At 35.7% G+C, this 17704-nt stretch carries 16 protein-coding genes and 2 pseudogenes; 13 read left to right on the forward strand and 5 right to left on the reverse strand.

Annotated elements, in window-relative coordinates:
• Positions 1-67 precede the first annotated feature (67 nt).
• The 8 genes from ACX5JI_RS05525 to ACX5JI_RS05560 all read left to right on the forward strand — a co-directional run bounded on the left by ACX5JI_RS05525 (position 68) and on the right by ACX5JI_RS05560 (position 9276).
• On the forward strand, positions 68-466 hold the full coding sequence (locus ACX5JI_RS05525; RefSeq protein ID WP_459500062.1) for a hypothetical protein: 399 nt from the start codon (positions 68-70) through the stop codon (positions 464-466).
• 103 nt (positions 467-569) lie between these two features.
• Positions 570-1052 carry a coproporphyrinogen III oxidase gene (locus tag ACX5JI_RS05530; RefSeq protein WP_459500063.1) on the forward strand — a complete coding sequence of 161 codons (483 nt, stop codon included), beginning with the start codon at positions 570-572 and terminating at the stop codon, positions 1050-1052.
• A 341-nt stretch (positions 1053-1393) separates the two neighbouring features.
• A complete protein-coding gene (gene tkt, locus ACX5JI_RS05535) occupies positions 1394-3394 on the forward strand; it encodes a transketolase (RefSeq protein WP_459500064.1) in 2001 nt (666 codons plus the stop codon).
• Between the two features lie 158 nt (positions 3395-3552).
• Positions 3553-3993 (forward strand): sporulation inhibitor of replication protein SirA, encoded by a 441-nt coding sequence (gene sirA, locus ACX5JI_RS05540; protein ID WP_459500065.1) that lies wholly within the window; start codon positions 3553-3555, stop codon positions 3991-3993.
• A 78-nt stretch (positions 3994-4071) separates the two neighbouring features.
• Positions 4072-4293 (forward strand): YneF family protein, encoded by a 222-nt coding sequence (locus ACX5JI_RS05545; protein WP_003199214.1) that lies wholly within the window; start codon positions 4072-4074, stop codon positions 4291-4293.
• Positions 4294-4417: 124 nt separating this feature from the next.
• Positions 4418-6169 carry an ABC transporter transmembrane domain-containing protein gene (locus ACX5JI_RS05550; RefSeq protein WP_459500066.1) on the forward strand — a complete coding sequence of 584 codons (1752 nt, stop codon included), beginning with the start codon at positions 4418-4420 and terminating at the stop codon, positions 6167-6169.
• Positions 6169-7932 (forward strand): ABC transporter ATP-binding protein, encoded by a 1764-nt coding sequence (locus tag ACX5JI_RS05555; RefSeq protein ID WP_459500067.1) that lies wholly within the window; start codon positions 6169-6171, stop codon positions 7930-7932. The genes ACX5JI_RS05550 and ACX5JI_RS05555 overlap by 1 nt, the downstream gene beginning before the upstream one ends.
• 300 nt (positions 7933-8232) lie before the next feature.
• Complete coding sequence (locus tag ACX5JI_RS05560; protein ID WP_459500068.1) at positions 8233-9276, forward strand: nuclease-related domain-containing protein; 1044 nt, start codon at positions 8233-8235, stop codon at positions 9274-9276.
• A 95-nt stretch (positions 9277-9371) separates the two neighbouring features.
• Here the strand turns inward: ACX5JI_RS05560 and tnpB are convergent.
• A pseudogene (gene tnpB, locus ACX5JI_RS05565) lies at positions 9372-10502 on the reverse strand (IS200/IS605 family element RNA-guided endonuclease TnpB).
• Positions 10503-11243: 741 nt separating this feature from the next.
• Between tnpB and ACX5JI_RS05570 the strand changes: the two are divergent.
• From ACX5JI_RS05570 to ACX5JI_RS05580, 3 genes are all read left to right on the forward strand, one after another.
• Positions 11244-11390 carry a BC1881 family protein gene (locus ACX5JI_RS05570; RefSeq protein WP_459500069.1) on the forward strand — a complete coding sequence of 49 codons (147 nt, stop codon included), beginning with the start codon at positions 11244-11246 and terminating at the stop codon, positions 11388-11390.
• Between the two features lie 111 nt (positions 11391-11501).
• Positions 11502-12257, forward strand: coding sequence for a sulfite exporter TauE/SafE family protein (locus ACX5JI_RS05575; protein WP_459500070.1), 756 nt, complete (start codon positions 11502-11504; stop codon positions 12255-12257).
• A 24-nt stretch (positions 12258-12281) separates the two neighbouring features.
• Positions 12282-12872 (forward strand): DUF2238 domain-containing protein, encoded by a 591-nt coding sequence (locus ACX5JI_RS05580; RefSeq protein WP_459500071.1) that lies wholly within the window; start codon positions 12282-12284, stop codon positions 12870-12872.
• A 305-nt stretch (positions 12873-13177) separates the two neighbouring features.
• On the opposite strand, the gene ACX5JI_RS05585 is transcribed toward ACX5JI_RS05580, so the two are convergent.
• Complete coding sequence (locus ACX5JI_RS05585) at positions 13178-13378, reverse strand: DUF3903 domain-containing protein (RefSeq protein WP_459500072.1); 201 nt, start codon at positions 13376-13378, stop codon at positions 13178-13180.
• 120 nt (positions 13379-13498) lie between these two features.
• Positions 13499-13756, reverse strand: a pseudogene (locus tag ACX5JI_RS05590) (amino acid permease); the annotation flags it as partial.
• A 122-nt stretch (positions 13757-13878) separates the two neighbouring features.
• On the opposite strand from ACX5JI_RS05590, the gene ACX5JI_RS05595 reads away from it, so the two are divergent.
• Together ACX5JI_RS05595 and ACX5JI_RS05600 are read left to right on the forward strand one after the other, a co-directional pair.
• Complete coding sequence (locus ACX5JI_RS05595; protein WP_459500073.1) at positions 13879-14625, forward strand: IclR family transcriptional regulator; 747 nt, start codon at positions 13879-13881, stop codon at positions 14623-14625.
• A 78-nt stretch (positions 14626-14703) separates the two neighbouring features.
• Positions 14704-16341: a M20/M25/M40 family metallo-hydrolase gene (locus ACX5JI_RS05600; protein WP_459500074.1), complete on the forward strand. Its 1638-nt coding sequence runs from the start codon at positions 14704-14706 to the stop codon at positions 16339-16341.
• A 239-nt stretch (positions 16342-16580) separates the two neighbouring features.
• Here the strand turns inward: ACX5JI_RS05600 and ACX5JI_RS05605 are convergent, their stop codons facing one another.
• Entirely contained in the window at positions 16581-17258 is a 678-nt protein-coding gene (locus ACX5JI_RS05605) for an LrgB family protein (protein ID WP_459500075.1), read from the reverse strand.
• Entirely contained in the window at positions 17255-17620 is a 366-nt protein-coding gene (locus tag ACX5JI_RS05610) for a CidA/LrgA family holin-like protein (protein WP_459500076.1), read from the reverse strand. Before ACX5JI_RS05610 ends, ACX5JI_RS05605 begins: the two co-directional genes overlap by 4 nt.
• Positions 17621-17704 lie beyond the last annotated feature (84 nt).

Raw genomic sequence — 17704 nt, forward strand, 5'->3', positions numbered from 1 at the left:
AATAGAGTTTGTAACTATTTATATGAAAAAGATTTGAGGCAATACTAGTATGCGATGGGGGGATAGGATGTTTTATTTTAGTAAAGTGTTGTTTTTATGTAGCGTTATAAGTGCCTTTGTTGTAGTTAAGCCTTTGCGAATACACGAACCACTTCCTGGGATTATAAAAACATATACAAATATGCCAGAAGTGAATAATTGGATTCTAATTCCAAAAGAAGCAACAGAGATTATGGTATATGTGAAAGCGGAAAATACGGAAACTATGCTATTTTGGCTCGTTCCAACGGGTACAGCAACATGGAAAGAAAGAGAATTAATCGGATATGATAGTAATGGAGCGGACGGTTGGTCTTTGAAATGGAATGTGAGTGGAAAGATGTTGCATTATCATATATGTGTACAAGCCCTTGGCGTGACATCGATAAGTAGTGATAGCATTCATGTCCATACAGAGCATAAATGAATGGTTAGGTGTTCGTATGTAGCTATAGTGATTGGGTGAGAGAATAAAGAAATGAACATATTTTTAGCTTATCGTAAGATGTACAAAAGGGGGGATGGATGCTATGGCTTTGCAACATGAATTTGTATTTGTTCCAAATGAACAAGGAGAGCTAGGTGTTGAAGATTTTTCTTGGAATGACAGTGCATTTTTTTATAAAGATGGAACAATTATTGAAGATTGTGTCATATTACATGATGAAATTATTATGTATATTTCAGACTTTTTATATGGGATTCCTACTTATAATCCTTCTAAGAGAGAAAAGGGATTTGGACTTCATTATTATGGCATTACAAAAATTGAGAAAGAAGGGGCAGAAATGGCAGGGAAACTATTTCGTTCATTAATTGGTTTGTTTTCGCTAGCTCCTGAAAATATCAAACTGACAGGTTCATTTCAATGGACGAATGGTTATGATACAGATGGAGAGTATGAAAGACTGATGTTTGACCGAGATATTCTTTGTGAAAAATTAGAGTCTTTAGTTAGATTGCTTCATAAAGTGGAGGAAGGAAAAGGATACATTTTGCATTTTGGAGTTTGAAGTTTAGTCAAAATACAATAGGCAGCAATAGAGAAAATAAGCATGCAATATAGTTGTGACTTTTGTAAATGAATGAGAATGGAGAAAGAAGACAGGGGGGAATAAATGAGAAAAGCATTAGTTACGAATAAATATACAGATAATTCATTGTATTTATAAAATAAAAATAATGAAAAAGTATGACAGATTGAATACCCATACATTTCTAAAACCATCGTTTTTTTCATAAAAAATCGAAAAAATATCAACATATTTGTCGATACATGTTGTATAATCTTGCGAGGGAAGATATCATATAGATGTATAAAACGTTTACTACTATAAGCGAAGGGAAGAATAGCATGTCACATTCAATCGAACAACTTTCTATCAACACGATTCGCACATTATCCATTGATGCGATTGAAAAAGCAAACTCTGGTCACCCAGGAATGCCAATGGGTGCAGCACCAATGGCTTATACATTATGGACGAAATTTATGAAACATAATCCAAATAATCCAACGTGGTTTAACCGCGATCGTTTCGTATTATCTGCAGGTCATGGTTCAATGTTATTATACAGCCTATTACACTTATCTGGTTACGATGTAACAATGGATGATTTAAAGAACTTCCGTCAATGGGGTAGCAAAACTCCAGGACATCCTGAGTATGGTCATACAGCAGGTGTAGATGCAACAACTGGTCCACTTGGACAAGGTATCTCAACCGCTGTTGGTATGGCGATGGCTGAAAGACATTTAGCAGCAAAATACAACCGTGATGCGTATAATGTAGTTGATCATTATACATACGCTATTTGTGGTGATGGTGATTTAATGGAAGGCGTTTCTGCTGAAGCATCTTCATTAGCTGCCCATTTAGGATTAGGTCGTCTTGTTGTACTATACGATTCTAATGACATTTCACTAGATGGCGATCTAAATCGTTCATTCTCTGAAAGTGTAGAAGATCGTTACAAAGCATACGGCTGGCAAGTGATTCGTGTTGAGGATGGAAACGATGTTGAAGCAATTGCAAAAGCAATTGAATCCGCGAAAGCTGACGAAAAACGCCCAACACTAATTGAAGTAAGAACGACAATTGGTTTCGGTTCTCCAAACAAGTCAGGAAAATCAGCTTCACATGGTTCTCCACTTGGTGTAGACGAAACAAAATTAACAAAAGAAGCATACGCTTGGACTGCAGAACAAGACTTCCATGTAGCAGAAGAAGTATATGAAAACTTCCGTAAAACAGTACAAGCTGTTGGTGAAACTGCTCAAGCTGAGTGGAATACAATGCTTGGTGACTATGCACAAGCATATCCAGAATTAGCAAACGAACTGCAAGCAGCAATGAACGGTCTTCTTCCAGAAGGTTGGGAACAAAGCTTACCAACTTATGAATTAGGATCAAAAGCAGCAACACGTAATTCTTCAGGTGCTGTAATTAATGCAATTGCAGAGTCTGTACCATCATTCTTCGGTGGATCTGCGGACCTTGCTGGTTCTAACAAAACATACATGAATAACGAAAAAGACTTTACAAGAGCTGATTACAGCGGTAAAAACATTTGGTACGGTGTACGTGAGTTTGCAATGGGTGCAGCAATGAACGGTATCGCACTTCATGGCGGTTTAAAAACTTACGGTGGTACGTTCTTCGTCTTCTCTGATTACTTACGTCCAGCAATTCGTCTTGCAGCATTAATGCAATTGCCTGTAACGTATGTATTTACACACGACAGTATCGCTGTTGGTGAAGATGGTCCAACACATGAACCAGTTGAACAATTAGCAGCGCTTCGTGCAATGCCAAATGTATCTGTTATTCGTCCAGCTGACGGGAACGAATCTGTTGCGGCTTGGAGATTAGCTTTAGAGTCTACAAAAACACCAACTGCATTAGTTTTAACTCGTCAAGACCTTCCAACATTAGAAGGTGCAAAAGACGATACTTATGAAAAAGTAGCAAAAGGTGCATATGTAGTTTCTCCAAGTAAGAAAGAAACAGCTGATGTAATCCTACTTGCAACTGGATCTGAAGTAAGTCTAGCTGTTGAAGCACAAAAAGCATTAGCAGCAGATGGTGTTGATGCAGCTGTTGTCAGCATGCCATCTATGGATCGATTTGAAGCTCAAACTGCTGAGTATAAAGAATCTGTATTACCAAAATCTATAACAAAACGCTTCGCAATTGAAATGGGTGCTACATTCGGATGGCATCGCTACGTAGGTCTTGAAGGAGATGTACTAGGCATTGATACATTCGGTGCTTCTGCTCCTGGTGAGAAGATTATGGAAGAGTATGGATTTACTGTAGAAAATGTTGTTCGTAAAGTAAAAGAAATGCTTTAATGATTTGTAAAAAATCTCTCCGGCATGGAGAGATTTTTTTATGTAAATGAGTTTATTCGACAGAAAAAGTTTTTTCTTTCTCCGTAGTCAGACAATCATTGCGTGTTTTTTTCTATATAATGTAGAGAAAAAAGGTTGTCCAGATCGGGAGGGAAAGCATGAAAACGTATGAATTGTATTTAATTCAAGAAGAGATTGCGAAGGCGTACTTTGGTCGTGAATATTTGTTTTTTGATTTATTTGCTCGATTTTCAGAATCTGGTTCCCTTTCAGAAAAGAAAGTGTTATATAAGCAGATGATGTATATTACGATACCATTACAAGTAATGAAAATTCATCATAAATTAGAACAGGCTTTACGTAGCTGTGGGAAGTATAAGAGAATACATCATACACACATGCTTTATACGGGAGCGGAATATGGCGAAATAACGGTGAAATCACAATATATTCAAATGAGTACATCTGGAAATGTATCGATGGAAACGACTTTTTTTGAAGTGCTCAGGAAATGCGAATTGACATTTTTAGCAATGGATTATGAAAATAAAAAGTATGGTTGGCTAAATCCTCTGAAACAAGCACGAACATATGTGTAAAAAATGTCGAATACAATCTTGTCTTATTGAAAAGGTTTTAGTACACTGTAATATAGACAACATGAAGGAGGAAAATATATGTCGATTTGGGTAGTTGTTCTAGTGGGAGTATTAGCACTAGTAGCAGGCGTGGCGTTAGGATTTTTCATCGCCCGTAAATATATGATGAATTACTTACAAAAAAATCCACCAATTAATGAACAAATGTTAAAAATGATGATGATGCAAATGGGACAAAAACCATCCCAAAAGAAAATCAATCAAATGATGAGCGCAATGAACAAACAACAAATGAAATAAGCGCTACAGGGACACTCGGAAAGAGTGTCCTTTCCTTTTGGAAATTTTTGATATTTAAAACTTTTAAAAATTCTGTGTTTTTGATAAACTGAAAACATCGCTCATTTCAAGGGAGGGGGATATAATGAAAGTATTTTTAAATTTAGCGTGGTTTTTTAAACAAGAAAAACGGGCGTACATAACGGGAATTATTTTGTTATTTGGTGTCGCACTGCTTGAACTTGTTGCACCAAAAGTAATTGGCATTGTTGTAGATGAAATTAACAACAATACGCTCACATCTGAAAAGTTGTTACAGTGGGTCGTTCTTTTAGTGGGTGTTGGGATTACTATGTATATACTACGCTACATATGGCGTATCATGATTTTTGGGTCTTCATTAAAGCTTGCGCGTCAATTACGAAAGAAATTATATGAGCACTTTACAAACATGAGTCCATCTTTTTACCAATCACATCGTACAGGTGACTTAATGGCACATGCAACAAACGATATTCAAGCGATCCAACAAACAGCGGGAGCGGGCGTTTTAACGCTTGTTGATTCATTAGCTGTAGGTGGGTGTGTTCTTGTGGCGATGGGCTTTACAATTAGTTGGAAATTAACGCTGTTAAGTTTAATTCCAATGCCAATTGTAGCGATTTCGACTCATTATTATGGTACTTTATTACATAGACGTTTTCATAAAGCGCAGCAGGCATTTTCTGAGATTAATGATAAGGTCCAAGAAAGTATGAGCGGGATGAAAGTAATTCGCTCACTTGGTCAAGAAAGAGAAGATTTGCAAGCATTTCGGAAGAAGTCAGAAGATGTTGTACACAAAAACATGTTAGTTGCGCGTATCGATTCATTATTTGATCCAACAATTTCTCTTATTGTTGGTTTTTCATTCTTAATTGCTGTATGTTATGGATCGCTATTGGTTGTTCGCAGGGAACTAACAGTTGGCGAATTAATTACATTTACAACATATTTAGGGACACTTGTTTGGCCGATGCTCGCATTTGGCTGGCTATTTAATATTATGGAACGTGGTCGTGCTTCCTATGACCGTGTGGAAAAAATCTTATCTCAAACTTCAGATGTTGTGAATAAAGATGGGGCAATGCATAAAGAGGCAAGCGGTCATATAACGTTTGCAATTGATTCATTTTCCTATAAGAGAAATGAAACGCTCAATTTAGAAAATATTCATTTTACATTAAAAAAAGGTGAAACATTAGGTGTTGTTGGCCGTACTGGTGCAGGGAAAACGACATTACTAAAATGTTTAATTAGAGAATATGATCATTTTAACGGAACATTGCAAGTTGGAGGGAAAGATATTCGTGATATGACGCTGCATGGTATTCGATCTGCTATTTCGTATGTTCCGCAAGACCATTTTTTATTTTCAGCAAGTATAGAGGAGAATATTGCGTTTGGAAAGGCGGATGCGACATATAAAGAACTTACGCGTGCTGCTACTATTGCTTGTATTCATGATGATATTTTGAAATTTCCAGAAGGCTATGAAACAGTCGTAGGGGAGCGAGGGGTTTCTTTATCAGGTGGGCAAAAACAAAGGATTTCTATCGCACGTGCATTACTAACAAATGCTGAAATTTTAATTTTAGATGACTGTTTATCTGCAGTTGATGCAAAGACAGAAGAAACAATTTTAACCGCACTGAAACGGGAAAGAGAACAAAAAACAACGATTATTACAGCGCACCGGCTAAGCGCGATTCAACATGCAAATCTTATTCTTGTTGTGGATGAAGGGAAAATTGTAGAGCGTGGTACACATGAAGAACTAATGGGCCAAGAAGGTTGGTATAAAGAGATGTATGAAAACCAGCAATTAGAAGCGCTAGTTGAGAAGGGGGGCATATAATGGCTGAGAAAAAAAGAAGTGATTTATGGCGATTACTTTCTTATATGAAACCGTATAAAGGTTTATTGTCACTGGCATTTTTATTTCTAGTTGGGGCAACGGTGACAGAAATGATGGGGCCATTTTTAATTAAGCAGTTTTTGGATGAACATTTAATTCCGCGTAAATTTGAACAGTCAGCACTTGTAACCTTATTTGTCCTCTATATGGTTGCTCATTTATTTAAGGTTTTATTTACGTATTTAAATTTACTATATTTCCAAAATACTGCGTTCAAAATTGTGCAAGACATGCGGGTTGAAGTGTATGAACATGTACAACGGTTATCACTAAGCTTTTTTGATCGTACGCCAATTGGTACCCTTGTCTCTCGTATAACAAATGACACAGAAGCGATTAAAGATTTTTATGTAAGTGTGTTATCTACGTTTGTAAAAAATGTTGTGTTTTTAGTTGGGATTTTAGTAGCAATGTTTTTACTTGATGTCAAACTTGCATTATGTTCTCTTTTATTAATTCCGATTATGCTCACTATTATGGCGATGTATCGCCGGAAGAGCTCTGTTTTTTATTTAGAACTTCGTAATCAATTAAGTATTTTAAATGCAAAGCTTAATGAATCGATTCAAGGGATGAATATTGTGCAAGTCTTTCGCCAGGAAAAACGGATGCGAAAAGAATTTGAAGAAGTGAATAATAAACATTATAGTGCTGGGCGTCGTACGTTAAAATTAGATGCCTTGTTCTTACGGCCAGCGACAGACCTTGTTCATATTATCGCTATCGCATTGGTACTTGCTTTATTTGGGATTGACGCTTTAAATAGTCCGGTTGAAGTCGGTGTATTATATGCTTTTGTTAACTATATTCATCGCTTTTTCCAACCTGTAAATGAGATGATGATGAAACTTTCTTTTTTTCAGCAAGCGCTTGTTTCTTCGTCACGTGTCTTTCATTTGATGGATGAGAACGATTTAGCACCCGTTCAACAAGGAAACGAAGAACCGAAAGTACACGCGGGAGAAATTGAATTTAAAGGTGTTACCTTTTCATACGATGGAAAACGTGATGTTTTAAAAAATGTATCGTTCCATGTAAAACCTGGGCAAACAGTTGCATTTGTTGGGCATACTGGAAGCGGAAAAAGTACAATTATGAACTTATTGATGCGTTTTTATAATATTAAATCAGGAAGCATTAAAATAGATAGTGCGAATTTAGGGGGATTCGAAGAGCGGGAAATTCGAAAAAAAATTGGGCTTGTACTGCAAGATGCCTTCTTATTTGCTGGAAATGTAAAGCAAAATATTCGTATGTATAGTGAAAGTATTACCGATGAAGAAGTAGAGGAAGCTGCAAAGTTTGTGCAAGCGAATACGTTTATTGAGAAACTATCAGAGCAGTATGATACAGAAGTCGTAGAAAGAGGGGCTGCATTCTCAAGTGGACAAAGGCAACTTATTGCTTTTGCGAGAACGATTGCGACAAATCCGAAAGTGTTAGTACTAGATGAAGCAACAGCAAATATTGATACAGAAACAGAAGAAGCCATTCAAACAGCATTGCAGCGCATGAGAAAAGGTAGAACAACAATTGCCATTGCACATAGGTTGTCTACAATACAAGATTCTGATCAAATCTTTGTTATGCATGAAGGGGAAATTGTAGAACGCGGGACGCATCAAGAGTTACTTAGCAAGCAAGGATTATATTACAATATGTATTTACTTCAGAATAAAGGGAGCCTTCAGAAAGCCTTGTAGTATCAAGGTTCTTGAAGGTTTCTTTTGATGAATCTTTGTTTATGGATTAATAATGAAAAAATATCCTAAATTTACATAGAATTGCATTAATACCATAGTATAATGAAATATATAAATTCACTTTGAATTTTTGAGATAGAAGTCGCTGTTAAGAAGAAACGGTGACTTGTCTCTGTTTTTACTTGGGATTTGATAGGAAGGTATACATAGCCGGAAGTTCTCTCTAACTAACCAAAGTAAGGATTTATATTTTTTATTTGTATGCTATAACAATATATGAAGTAATGAAGGAGAAAAAAGATGGAATATATACTCATATGTGTAATTTTAGGTTTATTAGCTGGAGTATTTGTCCTGTTTTATAAGATGAAACAGCTAGAATCGGATAAACAACAACTGGAGTTTGAAAAAACGCAATCGATAGAACGCTACCAAAGTGAGATAGCTGCAACTGTAGCGGATTATGAAGAAAAGCAGGAAACATTAAAAAACGTAGAGCGTAAAAAATATCATAATTTAAAAGAGAGTACAGCTAGAGAAGTAGAAAGTATGAGAATGATGAAAAATCAATTAGCTGTGCAACATAATAAAGAACGTAATGAGATGGAGCAAAAACATAGTAATGATATATATATGCTGCAAAATCTTATTACAGAGTTAAGAGCGTATTCTAAAAGTAGTGAAGAAATGAATACGCATGAAATATTACATTATATGAAACGAGGTTTTATTCAGCAAGGAATCATAACTGAAGACGAACTACACATTATTCCCAATATATTTCTTCCTAAAGTACATAGTAGAAATGGAAATAAAATGGGGTGTACTCGAGTTGATCATTTATTGTTATTACCAACAGGAATATATGTAATTGAGACAACAGAGTGGCAAGGAAGAATGATACATGGATTGACGAAAGAAAATGCAGGAGTATATTCATTTATGATTGATGAGATTGGTAAATATCAACATGAATATGAGAAGGAAGAGACATTTGTTTTTATGAAAAAGGGAGATTCAATGATTTTAAAGGTGGAGAATGTTGGGAACCCTGTTTATAAAGCGAAACGCCTCTCAACAATTTTATATGATTATTTGAAAGAGATAAATCCGCAAGTTCTAAAAGAAGAAGTAAAGTCAATTGTATATTTCGGAAATGAGACAAAGGGAAGTGAGAATGAAATGATCGATCTTTCCAATGAAGTACTGCCTAGGTTGAAAGATAGAGAGCAACTTGTTACTTATTTTAGAAATGAAAGATTGGAAGGGAAAGTGCTATATACAGTACAAGAATTACGAGAAATAAAAGAAATTGTTGAACATATGGAAGAAATAAAGATGTAAAAAATTTGATGTGATAAAGGGGATTTTCATTGGGGACGTATAGAGATGCTTTATTGTGGGGAACATTGTATGTCTATGTTTTTTTTTATTTGTTTCTATATATTGCTTTCATGTTCATCATTGGCATGGCGCATTCGTCTTACAGCTTCGTTTTTAAGGTTTTGTCCTGCGTTAATATCTCTGTCGTGATGCGTGCCACAAGAAGGGCAATCCCATTCACGAAGATTTAGATTTTCACCGTCTTTGTTTTGGTAGCCACAACAAGAACATAGCTGACTAGAAGGGTATATTTTAGATACAACAACAACTTGTTTACCGCCCCATTTTGCTTTGTATGCAAGCATGCTTCTGAATTGCGACCAAGATACTTCACTAATTGCTTTCGCTAATTTATGATTCTTCAGCATATTCGACACTTGCAAATCTTCCATACCAATGATGTCGTGGTTTTTGACAATTTTAGTAGAGATTTTTTGCAAGTAGTCTGTTCTTGCGTTGGTAATTCGTTCGTGGATTCTTGCAACCTTGATACGTTGTTTGTTTCAATTTGAAGAACCTTTCTCGCGTTTGGAAAGAATACGTTGTGCATCAGCTAACTTCTTTTCCAATGTACGAAACCATTTAGGATTCGTGAAAACTTCTCCTGTGCTCAAAATAGCAAGATCTTTTAATCCAACATCTACACCAACAGATGATCCGGTTTTAGGTAACGCTTGTATTTCTGTTTCAACTAACAGTGATACAAAGTACTTGCCACTTGGATTACGTCTAATCGTAGCATGTAGCATGCGACCATGTACTTCACGACTTTTCGTAAAGCGAACAAGACCAAGTTTTGGCAACTTTATTTTGTTGGCTACAATGGCAATATTTTCGTTGGTGTGCTTGGTTGTGTAGGACTGTACTTTGTTCTTTTTAGACTTGAAGCGTGGTGCATCATTTTGCTTCTTGAAGAAACGGTCAAACGCATCTGCAAGATTTCTGACAGATGACTGTATTGCAATACTATCTACTTCTTTTAACCAAACAAATTCTTTCTTCAGTTTCGGAAGTTCTGCTGAACATGTTCCATACGCTAAACCCTTTCCTGTTTCCTTGTATGTATCGTTCCATTTAGAAAGGAAATAATTAAATACAAATCGAGAACAACCAATTGTTTTATTGATTAAAATTGCTTGTTCTCTGTTTGGATAGATACGGAATTTGTATGCTTTATTGACAATCATGACCTTCACCTCCTCACGTGTTATAACATACATATTATATAATTTTTAGTATATTTTGTATATTTTTCAAGAGTGAAGACATGGAAAAACAAACAGTAGTATTACGATTTCCTATAACTCTTTTATAGAGAATAGACGTATACAAAGAGCAAAAGGTTTTTTGTACTCGTACGCAAGCGCCATGCTATTTTTCATTTATTACAAGTAGCACTCGAGCAGTCGGACAATCGAGATGGTAAATCGCCATCCCTTGTCCGAAGGCGATTCATCCCCCACCTACTCATTGGGCTACGCCCTTCACATTCCTTGAGGTGGGAGTATTCTCGCCTATTTTAGATAAAAATAAATAGAATAAAAATGGTAAATTATGTATAATTGATTGTATTGAATATAGAGATAATAGAAAAGGGGATACATATATGGAAGATTTACAAACACTAGGTTCATTCTTTTTAGGCTTAGGTACAATGTTCGCGGGATTAGGAGTACTACTTGCAGGTATTGGTGTGTATACAAAATTTTCACGTGAATCAAAATGATGGAAGCATCCGTACAGGATGCTTTTTTAATTTTTTCAATATGTAACAAAAAGGAATCGTATATTCTTTATGGAATAAGGAATGAACATGGGAGGGAGAGTGTATATATAGATGCATTGGAACAATTTCATAATCTTACATGCTAGTTTCATGACGAGATATTACCGATAAAAAGTAACAAGAATGAAAAGGAGGTAAGACGGTGAAAAAAATACCGACTGAAGCCTTGAGTAAGGAATTAATGAAACGAGAAGGAGTTATATCTATTACAGTTAAAGAATTTGAAAAAATTGAAGTAGCTGGGGTGGTCGTATCCGGACCGGCTGTGATTTTGATTAACCAAGATTAGTTAAGTACATATGGGGAATATAGAAAAAGAGTGAAAGCATCCGGGTAGGATGCTTTTTTATTTGCATAAAAAGAAATCTATCAGATAATAGAGTTATTGGAGGGAAAGAAAGTGGCTATTATTATAACAATGTTTTTAATGGGAATCTTATTAGGCTTTGTTGGAGCTGGTGGAGCTGGATTTATTATTGGTGTACTGACTCTCGTATTTCAAGTTCCAATTCATATAGCTCTTGCGACATCACTAACTGCAATGGCATTTACAACATTTTCTGGAATGGTGAGTCATTATAGAGAAGGGAATGTTACATTGAAAATTGGTAGTATTGTTGGGGGATTTGGAGCTGTTGGATCATATATTGGTTCTAAATTTGGAGCGGTGATTCCAGCGCATCTTCTTCATTGGTTTACAGCTAGTATGTTGTTTTTATCAGCGATATTTATGTTTATTCGATTACTTTTTTTTCAAAATCAAAAGAAAATGTCTATGAACATAGGAGAGAAGGCATCTGTTGTTATATTAGGGAAATGTATTTTGTTAGGTTTAATAACGGGTGGATTGGCAGGTGCTTTTGGAATTGGATCAGCCCCTTTTATTCAGCTAGGACTCATGGTGGTGTTAGGTTTATCAATTCAACAGTCAGTGGGGACTACAATGCTTATTATTCTACCAATTGCCATTGGTGGTGGGGTTGGTTATAGCTCTGAAGGGTATTTAGATTATTTATTATTAGTGCAAGTTTTAATGGGAACAATGATCGGAGCGTATATAGGAGCGAAGTTTACAAATTATGCACCTCGTATTGTTTTGAAGTTTTCAATGATTATGACACCTGTTTTAGCTGGATGTATGTTATTAATAGAGTAAGAAAGCAAATAATGGGGGAGTAGTATGGCTGTTCATCTTCATAAATTGTTGTTTGTAAGTTTTTGGCTGGCACTGCTTATATCTGGAATATATCCAAAGGATTTTTTTACATGGTGTTTAGAGGTCGCGCCGGCAGTTGTTTTAGTAGTCATGTTAATGATTACATATCGATATTTTCGATTTACAACGTCTACATACATATGGGTTTGGATTCATATGTTAATCTTACTCATCGGGGGACATTATACGTATGCAGAAGTACCAGTATTTAATTGGCTTCGCGATACGTATGATTTAGAAAGAAATTACTTCGATCGTGTCGGGCATTTTATGCAAGGATTTGTTCCAGCATTACTAACAAGAGAAGTACTTGTAAAGGTAGTAGGGATACAACAAAGAGGCTGGCTCATGCTACTTGTAGTATCAGTTTGCTTAGCGTTTAGTGCATTATATGAGCTATTAGAGTTTGCAGTTGCAAAACTAACGGGAACAAGCGCAGAAGCGTTTCTTGGAACGCAAGGAGATGTTTGGGATACACAGTGGGATATGACACTTGCATTAATTGGAGCGGTATTAGCAATGATAGTATTTCGTAATCCGAAACATATAAAATAAGATATTAATATGTTTTATGTATGGATTATGTAAGTAATTCATATTTCCCATATAAAAGGATTTACTATAATATAATGAGTATAACGTTCGAGTATTCGACGTATTACTAGTATTATATCCCTATCCCTTTTCTAAAAATGCGAACAAGTTTTGCCCTATTCTATTCAATATTTCATTGTGTAGAAATATATTGTTCGATGTCCATTATGGAACGTACATAATGGTGAAATCCCGATCCTTAAAGAGGATGCCCCTAATCTTCATGTGAAAATATGATCGGATGAGGAAAGCTGACCAATTCATGGTCAGCTTTCTTGTTTTTGTTCAATTAATTCCTCTGTAATTTCTGTTTGTAATAGAAGTGTTTTTCCAAAGCGGCGTTTGCATTCATCTCTTACTTTTTGAATGGCAAGTGCATGAGAAGTGGCAGACACGGTGACAGTTGCTTGCCGAGACTTTCGGTTTTCTTCACAAAAGACACACTCCACAACATATTTAGAAATCATACTCTCATCCTTCCGCTTGAATTTTTAGGAATGAGTTGTCTTTGAAGTTGATATAGTCTTTCGTTACAAATTCAGTATTTTCCTTTATTTTCAATGAGAAGAATAGGGGAAGATATAGTATTACAAAGTTTTGCTAATTTTAGTTTCTGTATGAGTGTTATGAGTACCTTTTTTCTTTATCTTGATGTAATAGTAGGTATAACAAAAGATGATAAATGGTACAGTGCAATATATTCCTAGCCTTTGCTCAGGGATAAAGATAAGACTTATTAATATAATGCCATACAATCCAAAACCAAGAATTGGTACAACAGGATAAAGTGGAGTTCTGAACTGTAAGTCTTGTAATTTTCCACCGCCGGCTAAATAGTGTTTGCGTTTTCAAATTGATATTTTTATTTTCGGAAAATTAAATCATTTAATTGATTTCAGTCCGGATTTTTGCTAAATTGATAGTTAATTAAGGTACTAACATATTACAAATAAAGTTGAGGCGAGTTATGGTACAGTCTATTGATCGAGCGATAAGTATTATTAAGTTATTGAATTCTACAAATGAAAAAGAGTATTGGGCTATTTCTGATATAGCTGATAGAACACATCTTCCGGTTAGTACAGTACATAGATTACTTAACTCTTTAATGGAGCATGGGTTAGTTACACAAATTCCAGAAACAAAACAGTATACAACTGGACCAATGTGGATGGAAATAGGATTACGTCAATTAGAGAAGGTAGACTACAGATCTATTGCAAGAGAAGTAATGAAGCGTTTAGCGGCTGAAGTTGAGGAAAGTGTCTACTTGAACATTCCAAATGGAACACAATCTATTATTATTGAAAGAATGGATAGTCCTTTAAAAATTAGAGTGATCGATAACTTAGGGGAACAGATTCCGCTTTTGATTGGCGCCGCAAATAAAACGATGCTTGCCAATATGAAAACAAATGAAATGGAACACATTGTAGAACATTTCCTTTCTTCTTCATCAGAACAAAAGCAAGTTCTTTTTGATCAACTAAAGCAGATAAGAAATGAAGGATATGCTGTGAGTTATGGGGAGAAAACAGAAGGAACAGCTTCAGTAGCTGCACCGATTATAGGATTCAATCATAAAGTAGTAGGAGCATTAAGTATTGGGTTGATTAGTCATCGTATTAATGATGATCGACTGTCTTTTCTTATTAGTAAGGTAAAACAGGCAGCTCGTGAAATATCAATAAAAATCGGCAGAACATCAGAATAATCATTTTGATAGCCTGTCGTCATTTTTTTGTTCGTATAGTGGAATATAATTTCATAATATGGAAAACGAGGGATGTATATGTCAAAGTGGCAATCAAAAGAACGATTGGTTCAATTATTAAGCAATCTTGTTGAAATTCCTAGTATTACTGGGTCGGAAGCTGAAGTTATATTGCCAGATTTTGTTGTGGAACAATTATCTGCTTTAGACTACTTCAAACAAAATCCGCATCATTTGCAAAAAAATCCGACGGGAGATGGACGTTATTTCGTTACTGCTCTAGTAAAGAAAAATAATAATACAAAAAATACCGTAATTCTTGTTAGTCACTTTGACGTTGTAGATGTACAGGATTATGGAGTGTGGAAAGCAGATGCATTTCATCCTAAAAAACTAACATCTATGTTTTATTCCCATAAAGATGAGCTACCAGACCATGTACGTGAAGATATAGAACAAGGGGAGTGGCTATTTGGTAGAGGAACTATGGATATGAAATGTGGTCTAGCTTTGCAAATGGCGATGGTTGAGCAAGCTTGTGAAGGAAGATTTGATGGGAATGTCCTTTTATTAGCTGTTCCGGATGAAGAAGTAAACTCTGTAGGGATGAGAGCTGCTGTTCCAAGATTATTAGATTTAGCAAAAGAACATAACTTAGAATATAAAACGGTCCTAAATTCAGAGCCTATGTTTACGCGTCATCCTGGTGATCAAAATAAGTATATTTACACTGGTTCCATTGGTAAGGTGTTACCTGGCTTTCTTTGTTATGGAAAAGAGACACATGTAGGCGAACCTTTTGCAGGATTAAATGCGAATTATATGGCTTCATTATTGACAGCCGAACTAGAGTTGAATACGGAACTTTGTGATGTTGTAGAAGGTGAAGCGAGTCCTCCGCCAACTAATTTGTTTCAAAGGGACTTAAAGGAGGATTATTCTGTACAAATTCCTCATCGCGCAGTCACATTATTTAATTTGTTCTTACTAGAAAAAACGATGACAGATGTAATCTCGTTGTTACATCAAAAGATAACGAAAGTGGCAGAGAAAATCGAGGAGTCGTATGAGAAGCAAGCCTATCGTTTTTCTAAGTATAATCCGTTCATACCACCTAATCTCAAAGTAAATGTATTAACATATGAAGAGCTTATCGCTTATGCAATTGAACAACATGGGCAAGAAAAAATAGATGATATTCAATCTACTGTTATAAAAAATAGAGGAGATAAAGATGATCGTGCGGTAACAATTGATTTAGTTGATAAATTAGCTATTTTATGTAAAGAAAAGGCACCGATGATAGTACTTTTCTTTGCCCCGCCGTACTATCCAGCTGTGAGTTCTCGTCGCAATTCTTTAATTAAAGAGGTAGTTGTGGAAATGGAAAGATATGCTCACTACAATCATGGAATTACATTTAAAAATCAAAATTATTTTGGGGGAATTTCAGATTTGAGTTATGTCGGCTTACAATACCCAGCTGATTCGATGAGTTCACTTGTAGACAATATGCCATTATGGAATAAAGGTTATTCCATTCCGCTGCAGGAATTAGAAGAATTTGATGTTCCAGTATTAAATATGGGGCCAGTAGGAAAAGATGCACATCAATGGACGGAGCGACTGGATGTAAATTATGCCTTTGAAACACTATTAGATATGCTGCCGATATGTATTGAAAAATTATTGGTTCCTCATAAAGTGAAACTTTAATCAGTGGGGGGGCTTCGTCCCACACTGATTATTAGTTGAACCAATCGGGCTTTTACGGGAAGTTAGTCTCCCACCTAACTTCTTTGTATGCCCTGAACTTTGAGATGGGAGTCTTACTGCCCATTAATGCGGGATAAAATTACACGGTCATAATTATATCTATATAAAAGAGACAGACATTTGAAGTGAAATTCTAATTAAGATGAAGAAAAGGATATAGAATAGGCGTATAGCATTGTTTAATGTAGCCAAGATAAGCAAACAGGCACGATGACTAAACTAGCCCCAGCTGTTAGAAGCATGGATAAACTTGCAATGGTACCTTCAACAGGTCCAATTTCGAAAGCTTTTGAAGTACCAGTCCCGTTTGCGCTCGTACCTAGCATAATACCTTTTGCGATAGCGGTTTTAATGCGGCATATGCGAATAAGAGAAGGACCTAAGAGTGCTCCTGTTAGTGCTGTAAGTACAACGAATACAGCTGTTAATTGTGACATACCACCAATCATTTCCGAGATTGCCATTGCAATTGGTGTTGTGACAATGTGTGGTGCTAAGCTTTGTTCTAGTGATGAATCAATGTGAAAAGCATCTGCTAGAAGAGCCGAAGTAATAACAGATAATAACGAACCGACAATGACGTTAATTAAAATCGCACTTGCATGTTTTTTTAATAAATCAAAGTATTTATAGATAGGCCATGCAAAAGCTACCGTTGCTGGTTTTAATAGTTCAGTTAACCAATGGCCACCAGTATCATATGTTTCATAAGAAGTATCTAATCCAAGTAATAAAGCAATTAAAATGATGGGACAAACGAGAAGCGGTGAAAGTATACTCCAGTTCCAACGCTGATAGAGTTTCTTAGAAATCCAATATGTTAATAGTGTTAATAATAAACAAAAAAAGCCGATCATTGTGCTGATCCTTTCCGCTTTAATAGCAGTTCTGTTAAGATTCCAGTGACGATGGTTACACAAAGGGTACTAATCATAATAATGAGAATGAGATCGATACCATATTGTGATAGTGTATCTTTGTAGCGGATAACAGCGACAGCAGAAGGGATGAAAAATAAAATAAGTTCTTTTAGTAAAAAATCTGCGCCGGCTTGAATCCACTCTTTTTTCACTAGGTTAAATTTTAATGAAATTAATAATAAAAAAATACCAATAATACTTCCAGGAATAGGGAGGTGTATCTGTTTCGTGATCCATTCACCTGTCCAAGCGAAGCAAAATAATAGTAAAATTTGTCCGCTTAATTTCCACCATTTCATATAAGAACACCTCTTTCACTTTTTACATAAAAATTGTAAAAAGAAGTAACAATTTCTACTATACGTTCTTTAAAAATATTTGTC

The sequence above is a fragment of the Bacillus sp. C1 genome (assembly GCF_054570475.1).

What these genes read in the sequence shown, in the direction of transcription:
- ACX5JI_RS05555 (WP_459500067.1), top strand. Translation starts at nt 6,169, where the DNA reads ATGGCTGAGAAAAAAAGAAGTGATTTATGGCGATTACTTTCTTATATG.
- ACX5JI_RS05525 (WP_459500062.1), top strand. Translation starts at nt 68, where the DNA reads ATGTTTTATTTTAGTAAAGTGTTGTTTTTATGTAGCGTTATAAGTGCC.
- ACX5JI_RS05580 (WP_459500071.1), top strand. Translation starts at nt 12,282, where the DNA reads ATGGCTGTTCATCTTCATAAATTGTTGTTTGTAAGTTTTTGGCTGGCA.
- tkt (WP_459500064.1), top strand. Translation starts at nt 1,394, where the DNA reads ATGTCACATTCAATCGAACAACTTTCTATCAACACGATTCGCACATTA.
- ACX5JI_RS05550 (WP_459500066.1), top strand. Translation starts at nt 4,418, where the DNA reads ATGAAAGTATTTTTAAATTTAGCGTGGTTTTTTAAACAAGAAAAACGG.
- ACX5JI_RS05585 (WP_459500072.1), bottom strand. Translation starts at nt 13,378, where the DNA reads ATGATTTCTAAATATGTTGTGGAGTGTGTCTTTTGTGAAGAAAACCGA.
- ACX5JI_RS05595 (WP_459500073.1), top strand. Translation starts at nt 13,879, where the DNA reads ATGGTACAGTCTATTGATCGAGCGATAAGTATTATTAAGTTATTGAAT.
- ACX5JI_RS05605 (WP_459500075.1), bottom strand. Translation starts at nt 17,258, where the DNA reads ATGATCGGCTTTTTTTGTTTATTATTAACACTATTAACATATTGGATT.
- sirA (WP_459500065.1), top strand. Translation starts at nt 3,553, where the DNA reads ATGAAAACGTATGAATTGTATTTAATTCAAGAAGAGATTGCGAAGGCG.
- ACX5JI_RS05530 (WP_459500063.1), top strand. Translation starts at nt 570, where the DNA reads ATGGCTTTGCAACATGAATTTGTATTTGTTCCAAATGAACAAGGAGAG.
- ACX5JI_RS05600 (WP_459500074.1), top strand. Translation starts at nt 14,704, where the DNA reads ATGTCAAAGTGGCAATCAAAAGAACGATTGGTTCAATTATTAAGCAAT.
- ACX5JI_RS05545 (WP_003199214.1), top strand. Translation starts at nt 4,072, where the DNA reads ATGTCGATTTGGGTAGTTGTTCTAGTGGGAGTATTAGCACTAGTAGCA.
- ACX5JI_RS05610 (WP_459500076.1), bottom strand. Translation starts at nt 17,620, where the DNA reads ATGAAATGGTGGAAATTAAGCGGACAAATTTTACTATTATTTTGCTTC.
- ACX5JI_RS05560 (WP_459500068.1), top strand. Translation starts at nt 8,233, where the DNA reads ATGGAATATATACTCATATGTGTAATTTTAGGTTTATTAGCTGGAGTA.